Origin of the sequence: Pseudomonas sp. (assembly GCF_051660785.1) — a bacterium.
Lineage (GTDB): Bacteria > Pseudomonadota > Gammaproteobacteria > Pseudomonadales > Pseudomonadaceae > Aquipseudomonas.
In genome coordinates this window covers 91,468-113,238 of the sequence record NZ_JBOFQE010000087.1, presented here as the reverse complement: position 1 = coordinate 113,238, position 21,771 = coordinate 91,468, and the positions used below count along the sequence as shown (strand labels likewise).

At 59.8% G+C, this 21,771-nt stretch carries 19 protein-coding genes and 1 pseudogene; 11 read left to right on the top strand and 9 right to left on the bottom strand.

Going from position 1 to position 21,771, the window contains the following annotated elements; genetic code table 11:
• Position 1 precedes the first annotated feature (1 nt).
• The 4 genes from ACRC4F_RS23615 to ACRC4F_RS23600 form a co-directional block, all read right to left on the bottom strand.
• Positions 2-1,597 (bottom strand): DHA2 family efflux MFS transporter permease subunit, encoded by a 1,596-nt coding sequence (locus ACRC4F_RS23615; protein WP_438661525.1) that lies wholly within the window; start codon positions 1,595-1,597, stop codon positions 2-4.
• Positions 1,594-2,691, bottom strand: a complete 1,098-nt coding sequence (locus ACRC4F_RS23610; RefSeq protein WP_438661524.1) for an HlyD family secretion protein — start codon at positions 2,689-2,691, stop codon at positions 1,594-1,596. Before ACRC4F_RS23610 ends, ACRC4F_RS23615 begins: the two co-directional genes overlap by 4 nt.
• Before the next feature lie 93 nt (positions 2,692-2,784).
• Entirely contained in the window at positions 2,785-3,195 is a 411-nt protein-coding gene (locus ACRC4F_RS23605) for a cupin domain-containing protein (RefSeq protein WP_438661523.1), read from the bottom strand.
• 68 nt (positions 3,196-3,263) lie between these two features.
• Positions 3,264-4,025, bottom strand: a complete 762-nt coding sequence (locus ACRC4F_RS23600) for an SDR family oxidoreductase (RefSeq protein WP_438661522.1) — start codon at positions 4,023-4,025, stop codon at positions 3,264-3,266.
• A 257-nt stretch (positions 4,026-4,282) separates the two neighbouring features.
• Here ACRC4F_RS23600 and ACRC4F_RS23595 point away from each other — a divergent pair, with 257 nt between their 5' ends.
• A complete protein-coding gene (locus ACRC4F_RS23595; RefSeq protein WP_438661521.1) occupies positions 4,283-5,863 on the top strand; it encodes a winged helix-turn-helix domain-containing tetratricopeptide repeat protein in 1,581 nt (526 codons plus the stop codon).
• A gap of 64 nt (positions 5,864-5,927) precedes the next feature.
• Positions 5,928-6,422: a PaaI family thioesterase gene (locus tag ACRC4F_RS23590; protein ID WP_438661520.1), complete on the top strand. Its 495-nt coding sequence runs from the start codon at positions 5,928-5,930 to the stop codon at positions 6,420-6,422.
• Between the two features lie 76 nt (positions 6,423-6,498).
• Here the strand turns inward: ACRC4F_RS23590 and ACRC4F_RS23585 are convergent, their stop codons facing one another.
• Entirely contained in the window at positions 6,499-7,164 is a 666-nt protein-coding gene (locus ACRC4F_RS23585; RefSeq protein ID WP_438661519.1) for a TIGR02466 family protein, read from the bottom strand.
• Positions 7,165-7,290: 126 nt separating this feature from the next.
• Here ACRC4F_RS23585 and ACRC4F_RS23580 point away from each other — a divergent pair.
• The 3 genes and pseudogenes from ACRC4F_RS23580 to ACRC4F_RS23570 form a co-directional block, all read left to right on the top strand.
• Positions 7,291-7,451 (top strand): annotated as a pseudogene (locus ACRC4F_RS23580) (dienelactone hydrolase); the annotation flags it as partial.
• Positions 7,452-7,620: 169 nt separating this feature from the next.
• The gene (locus ACRC4F_RS23575; protein WP_438661518.1) at positions 7,621-9,075 is read left to right on the top strand and encodes a DUF3300 domain-containing protein; all 1,455 of its coding nucleotides are present in this window, start codon (positions 7,621-7,623) and stop codon (positions 9,073-9,075) included.
• Positions 9,076-9,101: 26 nt separating this feature from the next.
• The gene (locus ACRC4F_RS23570) at positions 9,102-9,989 is read left to right on the top strand and encodes a DUF2950 domain-containing protein (protein WP_438661517.1); all 888 of its coding nucleotides are present in this window, start codon (positions 9,102-9,104) and stop codon (positions 9,987-9,989) included.
• Between the two features lie 43 nt (positions 9,990-10,032).
• Here the strand turns inward: ACRC4F_RS23570 and ACRC4F_RS23565 are convergent, their stop codons facing one another.
• Both ACRC4F_RS23565 and gabP read right to left on the bottom strand, forming a co-directional pair.
• Complete coding sequence (locus tag ACRC4F_RS23565) at positions 10,033-11,124, bottom strand: GlxA family transcriptional regulator (protein WP_438661553.1); 1,092 nt, start codon at positions 11,122-11,124, stop codon at positions 10,033-10,035.
• A 112-nt stretch (positions 11,125-11,236) separates the two neighbouring features.
• Positions 11,237-12,643, bottom strand: a complete 1,407-nt coding sequence (gabP, locus tag ACRC4F_RS23560) for a GABA permease (RefSeq protein WP_438661516.1) — start codon at positions 12,641-12,643, stop codon at positions 11,237-11,239.
• 554 nt (positions 12,644-13,197) lie between these two features.
• Between gabP and ACRC4F_RS23555 the strand changes: the two genes are divergently transcribed.
• The 6 genes from ACRC4F_RS23555 (at position 13,198) to ACRC4F_RS23530 (ending at position 19,175) form a co-directional block, all read left to right on the top strand.
• On the top strand, positions 13,198-15,783 hold the full coding sequence (locus ACRC4F_RS23555) for a bifunctional diguanylate cyclase/phosphodiesterase (protein ID WP_438661515.1): 2,586 nt from the start codon (positions 13,198-13,200) through the stop codon (positions 15,781-15,783).
• Positions 15,784-15,918: 135 nt separating this feature from the next.
• A complete protein-coding gene (locus tag ACRC4F_RS23550; RefSeq protein WP_438661514.1) occupies positions 15,919-16,227 on the top strand; it encodes a hypothetical protein in 309 nt (102 codons plus the stop codon).
• Positions 16,228-16,459: 232 nt separating this feature from the next.
• Positions 16,460-17,593, top strand: coding sequence for an alanine--glyoxylate aminotransferase family protein (locus ACRC4F_RS23545; protein ID WP_438661513.1), 1,134 nt, complete (start codon positions 16,460-16,462; stop codon positions 17,591-17,593).
• Positions 17,594-17,675: 82 nt separating this feature from the next.
• A complete protein-coding gene (locus tag ACRC4F_RS23540; protein WP_438661512.1) occupies positions 17,676-18,230 on the top strand; it encodes a YdeI/OmpD-associated family protein in 555 nt (184 codons plus the stop codon).
• A gap of 118 nt (positions 18,231-18,348) precedes the next feature.
• The gene (locus ACRC4F_RS23535) at positions 18,349-18,609 is read left to right on the top strand and encodes a hypothetical protein (RefSeq protein ID WP_438661511.1); all 261 of its coding nucleotides are present in this window, start codon (positions 18,349-18,351) and stop codon (positions 18,607-18,609) included.
• A gap of 35 nt (positions 18,610-18,644) precedes the next feature.
• On the top strand, positions 18,645-19,175 hold the full coding sequence (locus ACRC4F_RS23530) for a cupin (RefSeq protein ID WP_438661510.1): 531 nt from the start codon (positions 18,645-18,647) through the stop codon (positions 19,173-19,175).
• 10 nt (positions 19,176-19,185) lie between these two features.
• Here the strand turns inward: ACRC4F_RS23530 and cydB are convergent, their stop codons facing one another.
• Both cydB and ACRC4F_RS23520 read right to left on the bottom strand, forming a co-directional pair.
• A complete protein-coding gene (cydB, locus tag ACRC4F_RS23525) occupies positions 19,186-20,187 on the bottom strand; it encodes a cytochrome d ubiquinol oxidase subunit II (protein ID WP_438661509.1) in 1,002 nt (333 codons plus the stop codon).
• A 12-nt stretch (positions 20,188-20,199) separates the two neighbouring features.
• Positions 20,200-21,576, bottom strand: coding sequence for a cytochrome ubiquinol oxidase subunit I (locus ACRC4F_RS23520; protein WP_438661508.1), 1,377 nt, complete (start codon positions 21,574-21,576; stop codon positions 20,200-20,202).
• Positions 21,577-21,771 lie beyond the last annotated feature (195 nt).

Below are 21,771 nucleotides of genomic sequence, written 5' to 3'. Positions count from 1 at the left end.
TTTATCGGACGGTTCCCCCGGCATGCCCTTTCGCGTGCCGCGCAAAGGCAATCTTGATGCCTACCAGCACCGGCGCGGCAACGGCAAAAAGCAAGGTCACGGCGAGGAACGCGGTGTCGAAGGCAATTACGGTGGATTGACCTGATACGACCCGGCCCAGCAAGCTCGCCGCTGCACGTCCAGCGGCCACTGCATCCATCCCTTTCGCCATCAACACGGCCGTAGTGGCGGTCAGCCGTTCGATGACCGCAACGCTTCCCGGAGTGACACTGGCGCCGAGGACTACCGCATTGTTGACGACGTGATGTTCGATCAGGGTCTGAAGCCCTGCGACACCGATCAGTCCCCCTAATTGCCGCCCCGTATTAAAGAGGCCTATGCCGCAGGCGAGATTGCGACGGTTGAGGTCGCTGAAAGCGATCAGCGTGATCGACAGAAACAAGAAGCCAAGGCCCAGGCCACGCAGAAGAATTGCGTTCATCATGTCGTCGGCGCCGCTTTCGCTGGTCGAACCGGACAGCATCCACATCGCAACCATGATCATCAGGATGCCAAAGGGCACGGTGGCGAACGGCGCAACCTGGCGGGCCTGCATGAGCCAGGCGGCAATGAGCAACGCGCCGATAAAAAACCCGCCACTGGGCAACAGCAGCAGGCCGGCATCGGTCGGCGTGAACCCGAGTACCGACAAGGCGAACGCCGGAATCAGAAACGCACTCCCGAACAAGGCCGCGCCGGCGACAAAACTGACGATAAAGGCAAAGGAAAAATCGCTCGATTTGAATAGCGTGAAGTCGAGCAGCCCTCGGCCTTTTATCAACAGTTGCTGACCGAGAAAGGCCAGCAGAGCGGCAACGCCAATCACGCTCAACCACAGGATGCGCGGTTCCTCGAACCAGTCCCAGCGGCTGCCCTGACTGAGTACGTAGGTGAAACAGAACAGCGTGACAGAGATCAGGGCAAAGCCGATCCAGTCAAACGGACGGTGGCGGATTCTGGCCGGCATCGGATTATCGGCGATCAGCAACAGTCCGATCGCCGCCAGGGCCAGCGGAACAACGCTGAAGAAGATCCAGATCCACGATTGGCTGTCGATCAACCAACCTTGAAGGGCTGGGGCAATCGTCGCGGGCGCAACCACGGCGCCCATGGCAAACACAGCTTGAAGGATGGGTTGGTGGGCGCTTCGATAGGCACGAAAGATGATCGCCTGGCCGCCGACCAGCAGCGTGCCGCCGGCGAAGCCTTGAATCATCCGCAGCACCACCAGCACGTCCAGTTGAGCGGTGATGGCGGCAATCGCGCACGCCAGGCCCATGGCCGTGATTGCGCCAATCATCACCTGACGCGGATCGAAGCGGCTCAGCAGCCAGGGCGAGGTCATGAAGCCAATCAGTTTGAGCGCGGTGTAGCCAACGTCCAGCCGGGCAAATTCATCAGGCGTTGCATAGGTGTCGCCGATGATGTCGCTGCGTCCGAGCGACAACACAGTGCTGGCGATTGCTTCGGTCAGCGCGGCAAACACAATACCCAGCATGAGCAGGACGCCGGTCGTCGTGCCGGTGTTGCTCGGCGCGGCGGTGGCTACCGAGCTCATGACCCGCTCCCGCTCTCAACCTCGACCCGTGCCGACAGACCCGGCACGATGCGGCCTGGCAAAGGGTTATGCGCGAGGCGGATCTTGACGGGAACGCGCTGCACCACGCGCACAAAGTTACCGGTCGCGTTGTCGGCAGGCAGCAAGCTGAACGCCGATCCGCTCCCCGGAGCAAAGCTGTCGACCACGCCTTCCAGGGCCCCGTCGGGGTAGCCGTCGACCGTGATGCGCACGCGCTGACCGGGGCGAATATGTTCGAGCTGGGTTTCCTTGAAGTTCGCCACCACCCACACTTCATGCACCGGCACGATATCGAGCAAGGCCACGCCCGGCGTGACGAAACGGCCGACGCGCACCTGACGGTTGCCGACCACGCCATCTACCGGCGCATGCACCATGGTGCTGTCGAGATCGATCTGGGCGAGGTCGCGTGCAGCCTGCGCCTGGGTCACTGCCGCAACAGCCGCTTCGCGCTGGGCCACAAGCACGGCAATGCGTTGCTGTTGCGCCTCCACGGTTGCCGACGCGGCGGATACCGACGCCTCGGTCTTGGAACGTGCCGCACCGGTTTCATCGACCAGGGCCTGGCTGACCGCGTTGCTGATGATCAGTTTACGGCTGCGGTCGTGGGTCTTGTTCGCCAGGTTCATCTCGGCAGTGGCCGAGCGTCGCTGGGCTTCAGCCTGCCGTATCAGGGAACGCTGCAAATGGGTTTCCGCATCGACATGGCTCAGGCGCGCCTGGGCGGCGCTGACGTTGGCCTCGGCTTGCGCCAGCCGTGCGCGGTAGTCCCGATCGTCGATACGGAACAACACATCACCCGCCTTGACCGCCTGATTGTCCTCGACCTCGACCGCTGTGACATAGCCGGCCACCTTGGCGGCGAGCGAGGTCACGTCACCCCGGACATACGCGTTGTCGGTCGAGGTCAAGCCGCTCGAAACCGCCATCGCCCATCCGGCTGCCACGACCACCACAGCGCCGATGCACAGCAGGATGCCAATCCGCTTTTTCTTGCTTTTACGCGCCGCGACCACAGGGATCCCGGTGCTTTCGCCGGCAGTCGCGGCGGCCTTGTCCTGGAGCGAGTTCATGTTCACATTTCCTGTTTTATTGCCAAGGACCTACAGCCGGGCAACAGTTGCCTGCCGCCCGGCTTTCAAGCGTCGATGAGCGGTTTGACGGGCTCACTTCCCGGTGGGTATGACGAGGTCCTTTTCACTGGTATCGAGGACGAACACGGCCAGCAGACGTGCAGGTTGGGTGTCGCTGGCGTTGGCGCTGACCTGGTGGCGGGAACCAGGTTCCTCGACAAAGTTTTCGCCGGCGTTATAGACCTTCGCCGGCGCGTCGTTGACCTGGCTACGGATCGCGCCCTCAAGGACCGTTGCGTAGATGAAGGCGGATTTTGGGTGCAGGTGGGCTGGCGACCCGGCACCGGGTCCGTACTCGACCAGCACGCCCCTCATGCTTTTGCCAGGAATGTTGGGAATGGGTTGGTCGAACACCACCGTCACCTTGCCTGCGGGCTTGTCGGCGGCCGACGCGGTGAGCGAGAACGCGGCGAAGGCTGCGGCCAGGATAATTCGGCTGAACATGGCAATTCTCCTGCTGTACGGGTTTCATGAGGGCGTGACCCGATGTCGGGTCGACGCTTTCCGGAGCCTTAGCGCCCCGCCTGGGTCTTCGCCTGAGTGATCCAGTCCTCGAAACGGATCGTGCCCAGGCGCGGGTTCTTGCCGGGGGTCAGCGATTGATCGTCGAGAACGGAGCCGAAATAGCGCGCGTGCACATCCGGTACGACCTTGCGGTTGTCCTGGGTTGCGCGCAGAAAGCGCCTGATCAGTTCGTCAAGTGGCATGGCCTCGGGACCGGCGACTTCGACCGTGCCGTTGACTGGTGCTGCCAGCACGACATCGACAAGCGCTGCTGCCACGTCGTCGGACGCCATCGGCTGGATCAGCGCCGGGGACAGGCTAATCTGCTCGTCGACGGCGGCCGCCTGCGCGATACCGCCGACAAATTCGAAGAACTGCGTGGCACGCACAATGGTGTAAGGAACGCTGGATGCCTTGATCAGGTTTTCCTGGGCAATCTTGGCGACGAAATAGCCGCTGTCGGGGAGTCGTTCACTGCCGACGACCGACAGGGCAACATGATGGCGAACGCCCGCGGCTGCTTCGGCGGCCAGCAGGTTGCGGCTCGACGTTTCGAAGAATTCGAGGACGGCCTGGTCTTCCCACGACGGTGCGTTGGCCACGTCGACCACCACTTCGGTGCCATCCATCGCGGCGGCCAGGCCTTCGCGGGTGACGGCATTCACCCCCGTGCTGGGCGACGCGGCGAGCACGTCATGGCCGCGCTCGCGGAGGCTCTTCACAAGTTTCGATCCGATGAGGCCGGTGCCTCCGATGACGACAATCTTCATGGGCTCTCTCCCTCCGCTTCGACGACAACCATTGGCGTCGATGGAGAGAAAGAGTGGCCCCGCGTGCGAGGGAAGTCCTTCTGCCGACCTTGAGTTTATCTTTGGACACCCTTGGTTTTTCGTCCAAAAGCGCACCTGCGCCACGGGCTCCCCTGCTGGACGGTGCAGCGGGCCAAGCGCTGCCGTATGATCGACACCACGTACCAATCACCAGCCCGGACACGGAGTCGAGGGCGCTCGACCAGGGGAAATTCACCTTGCCATTCGTGTTTGAAGACTACGTGCTCGACCAGGAGCGCCGGGAACTGACCCAGCGTGGGCAAGTCGTGGCCGTCGGGCCCCAGGTCTTCGATCTTTTGCTGCAGCTCGTCGTCAACCGCGATCGCGTCGTCAGCAAGGACGATCTGCTGAATGCGGTCTGGAGCGGTCGGATCGTCTCGGAGTCGACGATCACCAGCCACATCAATGCCGTGCGCAAGGCCATCGGCGATACCGGCGAGGAGCAGCGGCTGGTGCGCACGGTTGCCCGCAAGGGCTACCGCTTCGTCGGTGAAATCAAGGTCACCGAGACCGACGAAGCAGGCATCGACGAACGTGCGCCGGTTGATCCGCTTTCATCGCCCGCCGCCCCGCTCGTCCTCCCGGAAAAACCCTCCATCACCGTCCTGCCCTTCCACAATTTGAGCGGTGATCCAGAGCAGGACTATTTCGCCGACGGCATGGTGGAAGACATCATCGCCGCCCTCTCGCGAATCCGCTGGCTGTTCGTCATCGCGCGCAACTCGAGCTTTACCTACAAAGGCCGGGCGGTGGACGTCAAGGGTGTCGGCCAGGAACTCGGCGTGCGTTACGTGCTGGAAGGCAGCGTGCGCAAGTCCGGGAACAAGGTACGCATCACCGGGCAGCTCATCGATGTGACGAGCGGGACGCATATCTGGGCGGAACGCTTCGAAGGCCTGCTCGACGACATTTTCGAGCTGCAGGATCAAATCGCCGAAAGCGTCGTCGGCGCCATCGCGCCGCAACTCGAACGGGCGGAAATCGAGCGCGCGAAGCGCAAACCGACGGAAAGTCTCGACGCCTACGATTACTACTTGCGCGGCATGGCGAAACTGCACAGCGGCACCCGGGAAGCCATTGAGGACGCGCTGCCATTGTTCTACAAGGCCATCGAGCTCGATGCGGAATTCGCATCGGCCTACGGCATGGCCGCCTGGTGTCATTTCTGGCGCAAGTTGAACGGCTGGATGACTGACCGCACGCAAGAGATCGCCGAAGGTGTGCGGCTCGCGCGACTGGCCGTGGCGCTCGGCCGGGATGATGCGGTGGCGCTGACGCGAGGCGGACATGCACTGGCCCATCTCGCCGGCGATGTCGATGGCGGCATCGCGCTGCTCGACAGGGCGCGGCTGCTCAACCCCAACCTCGCCCCCGCGTGGTACCTGGGCGGAATTTTACGCGCGCTGCACGGCGAAACAGATGAAGCGATCGAGCATCTGACCCATGCCGTGCGCTTGAGCCCGCTGGATCCGGAAATGTTCAGGATGCAGGTGGGCATGGCACTCGCGCATTTCTTCGCCGGGCGCTTCGACATCGCATCGGCCTGGGCGGAAAAGGCGCTGGGCAACCTGCCAAGCCTCCTGCCGTCGGTCGCCCTGTTGGCGGCCAGCCATGCACTCAGCGGACGCATGGACAAAGCGAAACTGGCGATGCAGCGCTTGCACGAGCTCGACCCGACCTTGCGCGTCTCCAGGCTGAAGGAATGGCTACCCATCCAGCGCCCCGAAGATCACGCGCGGTTTACGGACGGACTGCGACTGGCCGGATTGCCCGAGTGACCGCGGCCCGATTGCAGCGTTAAAATCCGCCAGGTTTGGTTCCCCTATTGAGGAAAACCCCGTTATGTCCAGTCTCGACACCTCCCTGCAAGACAGCGCCGCGCCTGAAGGCGTTTGTTATGGCTGCGGCAGCAGCAATCCGCACGGGCTTCACATCAAGAGCTTCTGGGATGAGGACGGCGTGCATGTGTTGGCCGAGCACAGGCCTGATCCCATGTATTGCGGCTGGCCGGACCTGGTGTACGGCGGGTTGATCGCAATGCTGGTCGACTGCCATTCGAACTGGACAGCGATGGCCTACCACTACCGTGCGGAAAACCGTGAAGCCGCCAGCCTCCCCCGCATCAATTGCGTCACCGGCAACCTCGGCATCAAGTTCATCAAGCCGACCCCGATGGGTGTACCGCTGACCTTGCGGGCGAAAGTCGAAGGTGAGGTCGGGCGCAAAACCCGTGTGATCTGCGAGGTTTACGCCGGGGACGTGCTTACAGCGGTTGGCGACTCGGTTTTTGTGCGCGTGGATACCGAGCAATTGGCGGCGGCAGCGCATAGTCGGTAGTGAGTTTCTACGCACTAAAGACAGTCAGTTGGCGCGTTCTTTATTCCTCCAGGCGATTCAAGTAAATCAAATCGCCCTAAACACCGAAGTTGAACGCTATGGAAATTCGCGGTCTCGTTCCCTCGAAACGTCGCACTGAATGCATCAGCCACGACGGAAACAGGATGAAAGTTCCACTTCTGGCGGCATACGTACAACTAAAGCCGGCCGTCAGGCAATCTTCTACTCTCATTCGCAGGGCGGGATTGTAGGTCGATGCCACCATACCGCGCGGGTCTACAAACTCCAGATCACCGCCGACTGCGGGATCATCCTCTCGGCCGCCGGCGTCGACCCAGTACACCCCAGACCAGAACGCCCCTGGGTGCCCATGGAGTGAATTGCTGTGGCCTGCCTCATTCACATTTGCCCACGCGTTGAGTTTCCATTCGAAACCGGGCTCGGTTAATCCATATTGTTCGCTATGAACCGCCGTCAGTTGAATGGCGAATTCTGTGGCGAACTTCACTAACGCATCGCAGGCCTCCCCTCCCCATTCGGGGAAATCGTTCGCGGACTGCCAGCCGCCGTCGTTGCTATGCTGCGCACCGCTGCGATCTTGCGCCATACGATGCGCGACGATGGTTTTCAATTCAGCATTGAGTCTTTCTGCGTCGGGGTACTGGATACTGGCGAGGGGGGTTGCGAACAGCCGTCGAATCTTTATCAGTTCAGGATCTATTAGCGTGTTGCTCGACTGCATTGCGTTTTTTCCAGGTTGCGCGAGTTGCAAAAAACTATACCGATCCAAATAAATGGCTGATGTAAACCTTTGTGAAAAATCTTGTAGTTATTCATCAGCGTAAAGCCGGGCGATGCTAGAGGGTGACTGTCAGCCGTCACCACTCAGCCTGAAAAATTCGGCTTGGTCGCCAATGACCGAATTGCAGTAGCGGCTATTCACTCGGCGGCTGGACTGCTCTGGAGATCGCCGGTGCTCGCTTCGATCCCGACCGCTTCGCCCAAGACTGCAAAGCCCACCCGCAGTTGCCATTTACACCGAGGTCACGAACTTCAAAATCAAGCGCTAATGTGACGGACAAGCAGAGGCCGGCGAATGCATGGGGGTCTGCTAACCTTGGTAGGGTCATCGAGATCGGCCGGTGCGCTCCCTGACATAAGGTCTCTTCAAGCCTGCGTGACCACATGAGGTGGGGCGATGCGTACTTCATTGCTTTACGCGGTATCCGCTGTATTGGTCCTGAGTGGAGCTTCTTGTCTGGCGCAGACGCCGGAGGCGCCCGCGAACGCCGCGGTTACAGCGCCCCTGGCGGCACCGGCCAAAGATGTAGTGTTTACCCAGGAGCAGCTGGATCAAATGCTGGCTCCCATTGCGCTGTACCCCGACCCACTGTTGGCCCAGGTATTGATGGCCAGCACCTACCCCGGGGAAATCGCCGAGGCGGTCACCTGGTCCAAAGCGAATCCGGATGCCAAGGGCGATGATGCGGTCAAACAAGTGTCGAACCAGACCTGGGATCCGAGCGTACAGGCGCTGGTTGCCTTCCCACAGGTGCTGGCGACGCTGGGACAGGACCCCGTCTGGGTACAGCGTCTGGGCGATGCCTTTCTGGCGCAATCCGACGATGTCATGGACGGCGTGCAACGCTTGCGTCGTCAGGCGCAGACAGCAGGCAACCTGCAGAGTAACCAATATCAGAACGTGACGGTCCAGGCGGCGCCGGCACCGGCAACTCAGGCCCCTGCCCCTGCCAGCAGCTCCACGACCATCGTCATCGAACCTGCCGATCCGCAGGTGGTGTACGTCCCCACGTACAATCCGACCACCACCTATGGCACCTGGGCCTACCCTGCTTCGCCACCGGTCTACTATCCACCACCCCCCGCTTATTACCCCGGATCAGCCTTGGTGGCCGGGCTCGCGTTCGGTACCGGCGTGGCGATCGTCGCCTCGCTGTGGGGCGACTGTGACTGGAATAACAACGACATCGACATCGACGTCGACCGCTACAACAACATCAATCGCAACACCCAGATCAACAGAAACCAGAACAAGTGGCAGCACAACTCCGTGCATCGCGATGGCGTTCCTTATCGGGACAACAGGAGCCGTGAACAGTACGGTCGACAACTCGACGGTGCCAATCAGCGCGATGCCTTTCGAGGGGATACTGCCCAACGTGCCCAGGCGCGTGAAAAAGCCCGCAGTTCAATGGACAGGCACGGTATCGAGCGACCGGCCACCACTAATCGCCAGGCCCGTGATCAAGCGCGCAAGGCGCAATCCGCCCCCTCGGTCGAAAATCGCATGCAAGCCGGGGCAGACAGAGCGAGGGCCTCTGACAGGAGCCAAGGCACTGGCAGAAATGTCCGTGAAAATCAGCAGCCCAGGCAACAAGGCGCTCAGACGGGTCAGCGGCGCCAGGAATTATCCCAGACGCGCCAGGGCACTCGCCCGGCCGCCAGCCCCGGCAGCGCACGCAATAACGCTTTCGCGGGTGCACGAACCCCGTCTCAATCGAACGCCCAGGCCCTCCGTGGTCGAGCCAGCCAGGCATCCGCCATGCGCCCCAGTGCTGCGCGATCCGCTGGTCATCAGATCAGCAGGCCGTCCAGTTCTCCGACGCGCCAAAGAGGGGGGGGCCGGCGTTGAACAAACATCCTCGAGAAAATACATTCATGGGCTTGCTCCCACGTTTCCTGATGATCAGCAGCCTGGCATGGTCATGCATGGCGACAGCGCAGCAAGTATTTCCAACCCCGGAAAAGGCCGCCCAGGCGTTTGTCGAAGCACTGGGAACGGAGCACGCCGATCAGGCACGCTTGACGCAGCTGCTGGGTGAAGACTGGCGCAGCTTCATCCCGCGAGGGGGTGTGCAGCGCAGTGATGTGGATGCGTTTTTGAAACTTTACCGCGAGCAGCATGCCATCGAAAAAACCAGTGAGCGCAACGCTGTTCTGTCAGTCGGCAGTGCTCACTGGACACTGCCGATCCCCCTGATAAAAGCCGAAAAGGGTTGGCGCTTCGACATCAAGTCCGCAAGCGCTGAAATACGCAGGCGACGAATCGGCAGCAACGAACTGGCCGCGGTGCAATCGGTGCTGACTTATCACGACGCCCAGATGGACTATGCGTCGGTGGATCGTGACGGCGACGGCGCCCTCGAATATGCACAGAAAATCTTCAGCACGCCCGGCGAACACGATGGACTCTACTGGGCGGACGACGACAGCGATCAAATCAGCCCGTTGGGCCCGCTGTTTGGCAGCGCCATCGCCGGTGAAGGCTGGCACGGTTACCACTTTCGAATCCTCAACGGACAAGGGCCCTCGGCACCTGGCGGCGCCTACAGCTACCTCATCGGCGACAAGATGAGCCGTGGCTTTGCCCTCATCGCCTGGCCAGTAAAATACGATGACACCGGGGTGATGAGTTTCATGATCAGCCATGAGGGCCAAGTCTTCGAGAAAGACCTGGGCCCCGAAGGTTACAAATTGGCGGAGTCGATGAAGCGGTTTGATCCGGACGACAGTTGGCAGGAGGTTGCCGTGGATCAGAAGCCGTAACATTTGCCTCGCTACAACCGCCCGCTATCAGGGCCTGGCGTGTTCAGGATTTCAACATTCTGAAACTTGCGAATGTCGACTCGTCACGAGCCTGATCCAGCGAACTCATTGGCCTTGCCGATGGCAAAGCTTGCGCAACTGGTTTAACTGTCACTTGCCGCTGCGCTTGCGTCACCAAGCGCTCGTCGCTGGGAGGAATGCCAAAACACTCGCGATAGCATTTTGAAAAATGGGGAGTGGAGACAAAGCCACACACCACCGACAACTCAACGATGGAAATCGGCGTTTGCTTGAGCAACTGACGTGCGCGGATGAGGCGCAGTTTGAGGTAGTACCGCGAGGGCGAGGAATGCAAGTATTTCTGAAACAACCGCTCCAGCTGTCGACGGGACAAGCCGACATAACTTGCCAGTTCATCCAGCTCGATCGGTTCTTCCAGATTGGCCTCCATCAGGGCGACAATTTCCTGCAACTTCGGTTGATGGGTACCGAGCATATGCTTGAGGGGCACTCGCTGGTGATCCTGCTCGTTGCGGATGCGCTCGTAGACAAACATTTCGGAGATGGCCGCTGACAGTTCATGACCATGATCGCGACTGATCAGGTGCAGCATCATGTCCATGGGGGCAGTTCCACCAGAGCAGGTAAAGCGGTCGCGGTCGAGGGTGAATAAACTGGAACTGAGGTTCACGCGTGGAAAAGCCTCCTGCATGGCAGCCAGAAATTCCCAGTGCACGCTGCAGTCGAAACCATCGAGCAACCCTGCCTGGGCCAAGGCCCAGCTCCCTGTGCACACACCCCCGATCCGTTTCGAGCGTCGCGCCTGGGATCGCAACCAGGCAACGTGCTCGCGGGTCACAGCGCTTTGAATGCCAATGCCGCCGCAGACGATCACCGTATCAAACATCGATGCGTCATGAGCCGATGAATCCGGTGTGATCGGCATGCCGTCGCTTGCCCACACCCGCTCGCCTCCCAGGCTGAACGTGTGCCAGCGATACAGTTCTTGGCCGGCCAGCTGATTGGCCATTCGCAATGGCTCAACGGCAGACGCCAGAGAGATCAAAGTGAATTGGTCCAGCAGCAAAAAACCAATGGTTTGGGGAGGAGCGGGCCTGGAGGTGTCGTATGCCATCGAAGTTACTCTCGCAGCGAACGGAAAGGACCCGTGGCGCAGGCGGTTGTAACCGCCCCGCCGCTGCTCGCGCACTGAAGAGTCGCAAGCAGGTTTGCGCTGAACAGGGCTACTACGCGCGTTGCGCCGACACCGCCCTCTGCGGTCGCCCATGGTGACGCGTGGTCACAAGGCCGATAAAGGAAATCACCAGCGCCAGGCCGATGGTTGATGAAACCTCCATGCGGTGCTCCGGCGTCACCATCATCACCGCCAACGCTGTGCAGATGAAGACGATGACCAACCAGGTGAGCCACGGGAACAACCACATCTGGAAGGTCAGCGTGACGTTCTGCCGACGCAGGATCTTGCGCATGCGCAATTGCGACACGGCGATAACCAGGTACACCAGCAACGCAATAGCGCCGGAACTGGCGAGCAGAAACTGAAATAACCCGGCGGGCATAAAGTAGCTGAACAAGGTCACTCCGGCGCCCAGTACCGTACTGGCAATCACCGCCGCCCTTGGCACGCCCGCCGACGACGTTACCCTCAGCAACTTCGGAGCGTCGCCACGCTTGCCCAAGGAAAACAACATGCGCGAGGAAATATAGATCGACGAGTTCATGCAGCTGGCCACGGCAATCAACACCACCACATCCACCAGCAACTTGGCATGCGGGATGTTCATCAACTCCAGCGCGCGCTGGTAAGAGCCGACAGACGCCAGCAACGGATCGTTCCAGGGCACCACGGAAATGACCACGAAAATGGACAGCAGGTAGAAGACGCCAATGCGCCAGATCACCGAGCGTGTGGCTTTGGCGATGTTCTGCGCAGGGTTGCTGGATTCGGCGGCTGCAATGGTCACCGCTTCTGTCCCGATGAAGCTGAACATGATAGTGATGAATGCCCCTACGACCGCTGACAAGCCGTTGGGCGCAAACCCGCCATGCTCCTCCATGAGTCGACTCAACCCGCTGGCCTCCCGCTCGGGAACCCAACCCATCAACACCGCAAAACCAAGGCCGATAAATCCGATGATTGCCACGACCTTGGCCATCGCAAACCAGAACTCGAACTCGCCATATTTGGACACGCTGAACAGGTTGGTCACGACCAACAGAATGATCGACAGTAAAGCAAACAACCAGGTATCGATCTGTGGGAACCATTGGTTCAATACATGCCCCGCCGCGAGTGCCTCGATGGGGATCACCAGCACCCAGAACCACCAATAGAGCCAGCCGATGGTGAAGCCCGCCCAACGCCCGATCGCCTGATCGGCATAGGTCGAGAAAGAACCGGTGTCCGGGTTGGCCACCGCCATTTCACCCAGCATGCGCATGACCAATACGACCAGAAGACCGGAGAACAGATAAGCCAGCAATACCGCTGGACCGGCGGCAGCGATGGCATGGCCGGAGCCGACAAATAAACCCGCGCCAATAATCCCCGCGATAGAAAGCATAGTGACGTGGCGCGGCTTGAAACCCTGCGCCAGCTGACCGTTCGAATCTTTGGAGTTCAGGCTATCCATTGTTTTTTTTTGTTCTCTGGTGATCGACGTTAGCGCGTGCTGACTGAGGGTCAGGCGATCATCATTCCTTCCTGTTGCCCCTTGTCGAAAGCGGCGAACCTCAGCGCTTTGGAGCATTCCCCGTCAGCCGTTCGCAACGGCTCACTGACATGGAATGACGCGCCACCTTACGCGTCTCACCTTCAACGCAAGTAGCCTGAGCGCGCCACCTTCGAGTCTGATTTCGACATGCACCCATGCATGGAGGCTTTGTTGGATGAAGGTATGCCAGCCACGCCAGGTGTTCGCGCGAGGGCCATCAAGACTGCACTTGCGCGACAACCTTACGTGCTGAAAAGGAAGATTGAACGACTGGTTTGGGTCGGCTGCTACCTTTCGCCAAAGGCAGTAATCGGCCTGAAGCGGACCTGTAGGAAAGGCAGGAAACGACCCGAAGCTGCCAGTCAGGTCTAACTGACCTACTTGAGGGTGATCCATTCAATCCCCTCAAACTTGTCACCGCGCGGCCGATAGCCTGATACCCCTTCTGCGTCAATGCCTAGCGATGTCCCCCCATGCCTGAACACCCACCTTCTGTCCTTGGCTCAGCGCACCGTCGCTCAAGTGTGAGCATCATTCGTGTTTCACTGTTCAAATTCGTTGGTTTGCTGACGGGGGTGTTTTTCCTCGCCGGTTATTTGATTCTCTACCTGGCGCACGACCTGGATCGCAACGAAGAAACCGAAAGCGCGTTCTATACCGAAAAAGCCGTGCGAGCCCTAGAGAAGTCCATAAGCGCCACGGTCAAGGATTACGCGTTCTGGGGCGATGCCTATAAGCATCTGCACGCGAGGGTCGACACCGATTGGGCCTACGTACGGCAGAATGTCGGGACCACGCTTTATACCGACTATGGATTCCAAGGCATATTTGTCGTCAACGCCACCGATCAGACGGCGTATTCCGTAGTCGATGGGCAACTGGCGTCGGACGATGCTTCCGGTTGGCTCAAGCAAGCGCTCCCCGACATAGTGTTTAAAGCCCGGGCGGGTGCCGAAGCGGAAACGCCGACGACCCATTTCATCAATATCGGTGGTCGACCCGCGCTGGTGGGCGCGGCCGCGATTACCCCCGGCACAGATCCGACGGTGACACCCGATGACAAGCCGCCTTCGGTTTTGATCTTCGTTGACATCCTCGAAGACGACAGGCTGGAAACACTGGGCAAAGACTACGGGGTGGATGAACTACGCATCGCTACGGCCGCCGAACTTCAGGGGCGTTCAGTCTTCGCGCTCGGCGAAAACGGCGTTGCCGGGAGCTTGCACTGGGAGCCGCCAAAACCGGGCGAACGCCTGCTTGGCCTGGGCTTGCCCTTGATCGGCATTGCCGCGTTGCTGGTGTGCCTTATGGCCTGGGCGATATTGCGCCGCACAACTGCCAGTGCTCAGGCGCTCGATGCCAGTTACGACTCATTGCAGCTCAGTCAGTCTGCGCTGGCCATCAGCGAGGCGCGCTTTCGAGACGTAGCAGAGGCCAGTTCCGATTGGATCTGGGAGATTGACAGGCAGGGGCGCTTTACCTATTTGTCCGAGCGATTTGAATGTGTCTCGGGCCTGTCCAGACATGACTGGCTGGGCGCACCCATGGATCAACTGCTGTGCACTGAACTTGGCACGGTGACCCAGTGGCTTTGCATCCCGAATCGTCGCCCGGATATCAGCGTCCAGTGCCGCTATGTCGATCCCAAGGGCCAGCACCGCATTACCCGTCTGTCGGCCAGAGCGATGGCTGACAAGGGATTTCGGGGCACTGCGACAGATGTCACTGAAGAAGTCGAGTCGCGTCGACGCATTGAATTTCTCTCCCAACATGATTCGCTTACGGGGCTGCCGAACAGAACCCGGCTCAGAGAGTTTCTCGATGGCAAACTCAAGACACAGCCCACAGCCGAGCGGCCGTTGGTTATGCTCAGCCTCGACCTTGATCGATTCAAGCCGGTCAATGACCTGCTGGGCCACGCGGCGGGCGATGCGGTGCTGAACGAAATCTCTCGCCGTCTTGCCAACCGCGTTCGCCATGGGGATCTGGTAGCGCGTATCGGCGGCGATGAGTTCGTGCTGATTTTGACGGATCTCAAAAGTCAGGACGAAGTAGAAGCGTTGTGCCAGCGCCTGATCGAATCGATCGAAAGTCCGATTCAGGTCGGCGAGCAGGAGGTGTTCGTGAGCGCGAGCATCGGTATCGCGATGGCGCCCACTGATGCCACCGAAGCCACCGAGTTGCTTCGCTACGCGGATATCGCGTTGTATGAGGCTAAGTCGGGCGGGCGCAATACCTGGCGATTCTATGCCGGCGACATGAACTCGAAGATCGTCGAACGCCGCCGCCTGGAGAGCGACCTGCGTTTCGCCATCAAGCACGGCGAGCTGCGTTTGCACTTCCAGCCGCGCTTTCGTATTGCGGATGGCAAAATGGTGGGCGCTGAAGCGCTGGTGCGCTGGCAACACCCGGAACGTGGCTTGATTCCCCCTGATACGTTCATTCCGATTGCTGAAGAAACAGGGTTGATTCTGGCCTTGAGCAACTGGGTCATGGAGACCGCTTTGCGGTACGCCTCCAGCTGGCCTGATCAGCTGTTTGTTTCTGTCAACCTTTCTCCCACCGAGTTCAAGCGCGGCAGTCTGGTTGAGCGCGTGCAGCGGGCATTGCACCAATCGGGAATCGAGCCTGGGCGGGTGGAGATTGAGATTACTGAAAGCGTTATGCTGGAAGATGCGCCGGGTGCTCTGGAGATCATGCGAACGCTGAAACGCCTGGGCATCCGCATCGCCATGGATGACTTTGGCACGGGGTATTCATCGCTAAGCTACCTGCGCACGTTCCCGTTCGACGGACTGAAGATTGACCGAAGCTTTTTATCTCGATTGGGAGCTACCGACGACGACAGGTCCGTTATCGAAGCGATCGTAGGCCTGGGTCACGCTCTTTCGCTAACCGTGACCGCCGAGGGGATCGAGACCCAGGAACATCTGTCATTGTTGAGGTCTGTGCTATGCGATGAGGGCCAAGGCTATTTTCTTAGCCGCCCTTTGGATACTGATGGCTTCAGCGCTCTGGTTCGGGTGACCGAGGACGCTGCGGTGACCGGTAAGCCCTGAGCGGAGATAGGAGAGAAAGCCCTGCCAGTGGACCGGGTTTTGCTTCTCCGTTCGTCCACTGCGCTGCACTTGTAACGCTTTGCCGTTTCTCATGTTCAAGCACGGACATCCCGCGCATCAGTATGGAGGTTCAACATGGACATTGACGAAAACGCACCTGGCAACAAATCACAGCAACCCGAGACGCGCACGACGGACAACGAAACCGGCCATGACCCCAAGAAGGACGAGCCCGAAGTTCCGCTACCTCCAGACGACGAGGCTCCTGTCGACGAAGACATGACTGACCTGGATGCAAATAACTCGGTGTCGAGTGAGCATCCAGAAGCTGGACAGAGTGGTCGAGTCGATAACCTTGACGCCGACCCACAGATGGACGATCAGGACAAAAACGATAAGGAAGCTCGCGGTATGCCTGCAAGTGACCCTGAGTCAGGTGCCTGAATGAGTTCGGATTACTTCCGATTCCCGCTCCACGCGGTCTTTTTTACGCCTCGAATTTACCTGTAGCCAGGGCCGCCGTTGGGAAGGCCTGACGTCGATAGCAGGATAGTGCGAGATCCGATGGTGCCAGCCGCTCGACAGAAGTTGCCATTCAATCCCGAGCAATCTTGTCATTTGCCAAGGCTTAGGGCAGGGTCGATACCACTGACATCTCTGCCAAAGGAGTCACTCCATGTCAAAGCTCTATCCCAGTATCGATCCCGAGGGGCTGGTCGAGTACTCGGTGGTCTACACCGACCGCTCGCTCAACCATATGTCGCAGACATTTCAAGGCGTGATGAAGAACATTTCCAGGACCCTGAAACAGGTCTACAACGCCCAGGCTGTTGCGGTGGTGCCCGGCAGCGGCACATTCGGCATGGAAGCGGTGGCGCGGCAGTTTGCCACCGACCAGCAATGTCTGGTGATACGCAACGGCTGGTTCAGTTATCGCTGGAGCCAGATCCTTGAGATGGGCAAGATCCCGGCGGGCACCACGGTGCTGAAAGCCCGACCGGTCGACACGGGTCGCCAGGCTGCCTACGCCCCACCCCCTCTGGACGAAGTGCTGGCAGCCATCGCGGAACAGAAGCCGCAGATGGTCTTCGCCCCCCACGTCGAAACCTCATCAGGGATTATCCTGCCCGACGAGTACCTGCGGGCCGTCGGTGACGCCGTGCATGCGGTGGGTGGCCTGTTCGTGCTGGACTGCATCGCCTCGGGCACGCTTTGGGTTGATATGCACAAATGCTCAGTCGACCTGCTGATCAGCGCACCACAAAAAGGCTGGAGCGCCTCTCCTTGCTGCGCCCTGGTGATGCTCAGTTCTTTGGCCCTCGAGCGCATCGAACAGACGCAGAGCAGCAGCTTCGCCTGCGACCTGAAAAAGTGGCTTCAGATCATGCAGGCCTACGAACAGGGCGGACATGCCTACCATGCGACCATGCCCAGCGATTCCCTCGCGCGGTTTAACGAGGTGATGAAAGAGACGCAAGCGTACGGTTTCGACAAGGTCCGCGACGAACAACAGGCGCTGGGCGATCGGGTGCGTGCAATGTTGACCGGCAAAGGCATCAAAAGCGTGGCCGCCGTCGGCTTTCAGGCCCCTGGCGTAGTGGTGAGCTATACCGATGATGCCGACATCAAGAGCGGCAAGAAATTTGCCAGCCACGGCTTGCAGATCGCCGCCGGAGTGCCGTTGCAATGCGACGAGCCGGCCGACTTCCAGACCTTCCGCATTGGTCTGTTCGGACTTGAAAAGCTGCACAATATCGAGCGTACGGTCAGCACCCTGGAGCAGGCACTGGACGAGGTGATGGGTAAATAAACGCTCATCTCGGCGTCATCACTTTCGCATTTAAACGCGATGGTGATGGCGCCAGTCATGCGTATCAGTTGGAGGCGTTGCAATGACAACAATCGATGTGAAATCCCGATTCGAAGCAAAGCTTCTTCGTCCGGCAAAGCCCGGCAATGACTCGTCGTGGGCGTTCGCAGTACTGCCAAGAGACGCGAGTGAACCGCTTCCGAGACGAGGAAGGACGACCGTTGAAGGCACAATCAATGGGCACCCTTTCCAGGCAACCCTTGAGCCCGATGGTCAGCTGAGCCATTGGCTGAAGGTCTGTAGCGAATTACTCGACGCCGCAGGTTTGGCCGTTGGGGATATCGTCACACTCGAGCTGACCCCTGTGAAGAAGGAACCCGAGCCTGATATCCCGGCAGATTTCGAGGAAGCACTGGCAGCCAATCCTGAGGCTCGCAAAGTCTGGAGTAACACAACGACTCTCGCACGAGTGGACTGGATCCACTGGATGACTTCAGCCAAGCAACTCAAGACGCGCGAAAAGCGGATTGCTGATGCCTGCGATATGCTTGCAACCGGCAAGAAGCAGGTGTGCTGTTTCGACCAGTCCGGCTATTACAGCAAGGCCTTCCGTGCGCCCGAGGCAGAAAACTTTTAAAGGCACATTCTGATGCTCCGTTGGCCCGCGACTTTGAACTCCCCCGTCATTCGCATCGTCTAGCGCATAGAGAGGGCTAAAACGTCGCCCCTCACCTGTTCGTTTCAAGGACACTGCCATGACTGTTACCTCTGCGCGCCTGGACTACCTGCACGACACCCTGCTGGGGCCTATCCCAAAAAGCGTGTTCTGCGAAATCGACCTCACGCCGATCACCCCGGGTGCGTTTCAGGTGCGGGTGTTGGCTCCCGTGCCGGTTGACTTGCACAAGGCACATTCCGTGACCATTCATCTTTCATCAAAGCACCACATGACGGGGTCGGTGCTTCACACGCACAAGTCAGATAACGGCGATCTTGAATTGCAGATCGATGTCTGAAAATCCATGGCGCAGCCAGGAGTCGGAGAGCCTTCATGAACAACTCGCTAGCTGTGACAGGTACCGTGCAAACCCTGATGTTTGAACGCAATGATTGGGTTCCCAACAATCCGCGCCTGCCGGTCATCCTCTACCCCGGCGCGATTGCAGTTCAGGGCGATGACCCGGCTGCGCTGTTCGAGCAAACCTTCAGCGCCAATGGCTGGCCACCTCAATGGCGATACGGGGTTTACACCTATCACCACTACCATACCGAAGGTCATGAAGTGCTTGGCATCGCAAGCGGCCACGCACGGTTGATGCTGGGCGGCCCCGGTGGACATGTACTTGAAGTCAGCTCAGGCGACGTGTTGCTACTCCCGGCTGGTACCGGTCACTGCAGTCTGGGCTCCAGTGACGACTTTCTGGTGGTCGGTGCCTATCCGCCGGGTCAGCAGGCTGATATCTGCCGCGAGGCGCCTACCAAGGCTCAACTGGCGAGCATCGACACGCTGCTATTTCCCGACCAGGACCCGGTGCAAGGCCCGCAGGGCGCCGTGTACCAGTACTGGACTGGCCAGCGTTGAGAGGCCGCGGTCAATCACGAACGGCGCGGACCTTTCCGCTGAAGACTTTGAAGCCGTAGGTGTTGTAGATGAGCGTCACCGGGATCAACACGGCGAAACCGACCAGCATGAACATCTGACTGTTGCGACTTGAGGCGGCCGCTTGCAAGGTCAGGTGCGGCGGGACAATCAACGGATACAGCGCGGCGATCATCAAGGCGAACGCCAGAATGAAGATCCCCAATGCGGCAAACAGCGGCAGACAGTGCCAGCGGCTTCGAAACCCCAAGGTGAAGCCGATCAGCAGTGCAACGGTCAATGTTGCGGCTGGCAACCAGATAAGGTGATTGGAAAGCCTCTGCGCGTATCGAGCGTCCAGTGTCGCGGTCCAGACTACCAACACGGCCAACAGCACCAGGGTGATGATGGCCAGCGCCCTCGCCTGTCGAGCTGATCGCTGTTGCAAGTCTTCGACCGTGCGCCAATACAGCCAGCAGGCGCCCAACCATGTGTAGCCCACGACAAGCACCGCGCCGCAAAACAGCGGAAACAGACCCGACCACTCCCAGCCGTCCCCGCTGTACTGCCCATCCTGACTCGGCACGCCTTGAACAAGCGTTCCCAAGACAATCCCCTGAGTTGCCCCGGCCAGCAATGAACCGACCAGCAGCAAGCCATCGACCCCGCGCTTGATACGGTCGGTTGGCGAGTAGTCGCGAAATTCCAGCGCCACCACGCGCAGAATCAACGCCAGAAACATCGTGATAAACGGCAGGTAAAGCGCCGGCAGCAGAATGGCGTAAGCCAGCGGAAACAGCGCCAGCAGACCACCGCCTCCCAGCACCAGCCAGGTTTCATTGGCGTCCCAGATCGGCAGGATCGTCACGGCCATGGACCGACGATGCCGGCTGCACCGGGTAAGGCCGAGCAGTACGCCCACCCCCAGATCCGTGCCATCCAGCAGCACGTAGTTCAATACCGAGAATCCCAGGGCCGCAGCGGACAGCAGGGTTATCCAGTCATTCTCCAGCATGGATGCAGGCCCTCACGGTTTACCCGTCTCGTCAGCCAACGTAGGTTGCGGCCCGGGCTCGTTCTCGTGAGGTGGATCACGCAGCAGTCGCAGCAGTACCCATAGACCCACGCCGAAAATCACCAGATAAAACGCCAGGATCGTCCACGTCGCCCCCACCACCTGCTGGCGAGACACCGAAGACAGGCTGTCAGCCGTGCGCAGCAATCCATAGACGGTGAAGGGTTGGCGTCCGACCTCGGTGACCACCCAGCCGCTCAACATCGCCAGAAATCCGGCCGGGGCCATCAACACGCACCCTCGGAGCATCCAGCGCGTTGTGTACAACCTACGTCGCCAGCGCAACACCAGGCTCGCCAGGCCTTGCCCCAGTATCAACAGGCCCAGGCCGACCATCAATCGAAAAGCGAAGAACACTGCCGGCACCGGCGGGATGTCCTGCGGCGGGAATTCATCCAGTGCGGCGATGGTGCCACTCAGGTCGTGCCGCAGGTACAGCGACCCTATGCGCGGAATCGCCACTTCCCAATGGTTGCGTCGCTCCGTCATGTCGGGGACGGCGAACAAGCGCAAGGGTTCGCCCGCGCCTTCAGGCGGACGCGTCCAGGAGCCTTCGATGGCGGCGACCTTCAGCGGCTGAACGTCGAGGCTGTGTTGACCATGAAGATCACCGACCACGATCTGCACCGGCATGAGCAAGGCAATCGTCCACAGCGCCATGGACCAGGCGAGCCGTGCCCGCGGATTCTCAGGCGCACGCAACAGTTGCCAGGCGCTGACGCCGGCCACCAGCGTGGCGCTGCCGAGCAACGCTGCCAGGGTCATGTGCGCAAACCGATACGGAAACGATGGATTGAAAATGATCGCCCACCAATCCTCGGCCATAAAGCGACCATCGGCGCCTATGGAGTAACCGGCGGGTGTCTGCATCCAGGAATTGGCTGACAGGATCCAGAACGCGCTGATCAGCGATCCGAGGGCAACTGCGCAAGTGGCGAAGAAATGAATCCGTGGGCCGACCTTCTTCAAGCCGAAGAGCATGATGCCGAGAAAACCCGCTTCCAGGAAAAAGGCCGCGAGCACTTCGTAAAACATCAAGGGGCCAAGGATGTCACCCGCCCGGGTCGAAAGCCGCGACCAGTTGAGTCCGAACTGATACTCCAGAATCAAGCCAGAAGCGGTGCCCACCGCCACCGTGAGGGCAAAAACCTTTAGCCAGTAACGATAGACGTCGAGGTAAATCTGTCGTCCACGCCACAGCCACTGTGCTTCGAGCACCATTAAAAAGTTGGCCAAGCCAATGGTGAGTGCGGCCAGCACAATGTGAAAGCTGATGGTGATCGCAAACTGAACGCGCGCCGCCATCAGCGCCGAATCAATCGCTTCCATGGCGCCCACTCACCGAAAGCCCGGTCGTGCGCAAGTGCGCTGTCGGCAGCAACAAACAATCAAAAGAAAAGTCCACCTCGCCATTCGCTTCAGGGACGAGCTGATCAGATTGCAAATGGCGAGGCGAACACATAGACAATAGCTCCCCCTGCTGAATGTGCCTCCCTGCGCTCATCAAATATCCAGACGGGTGCG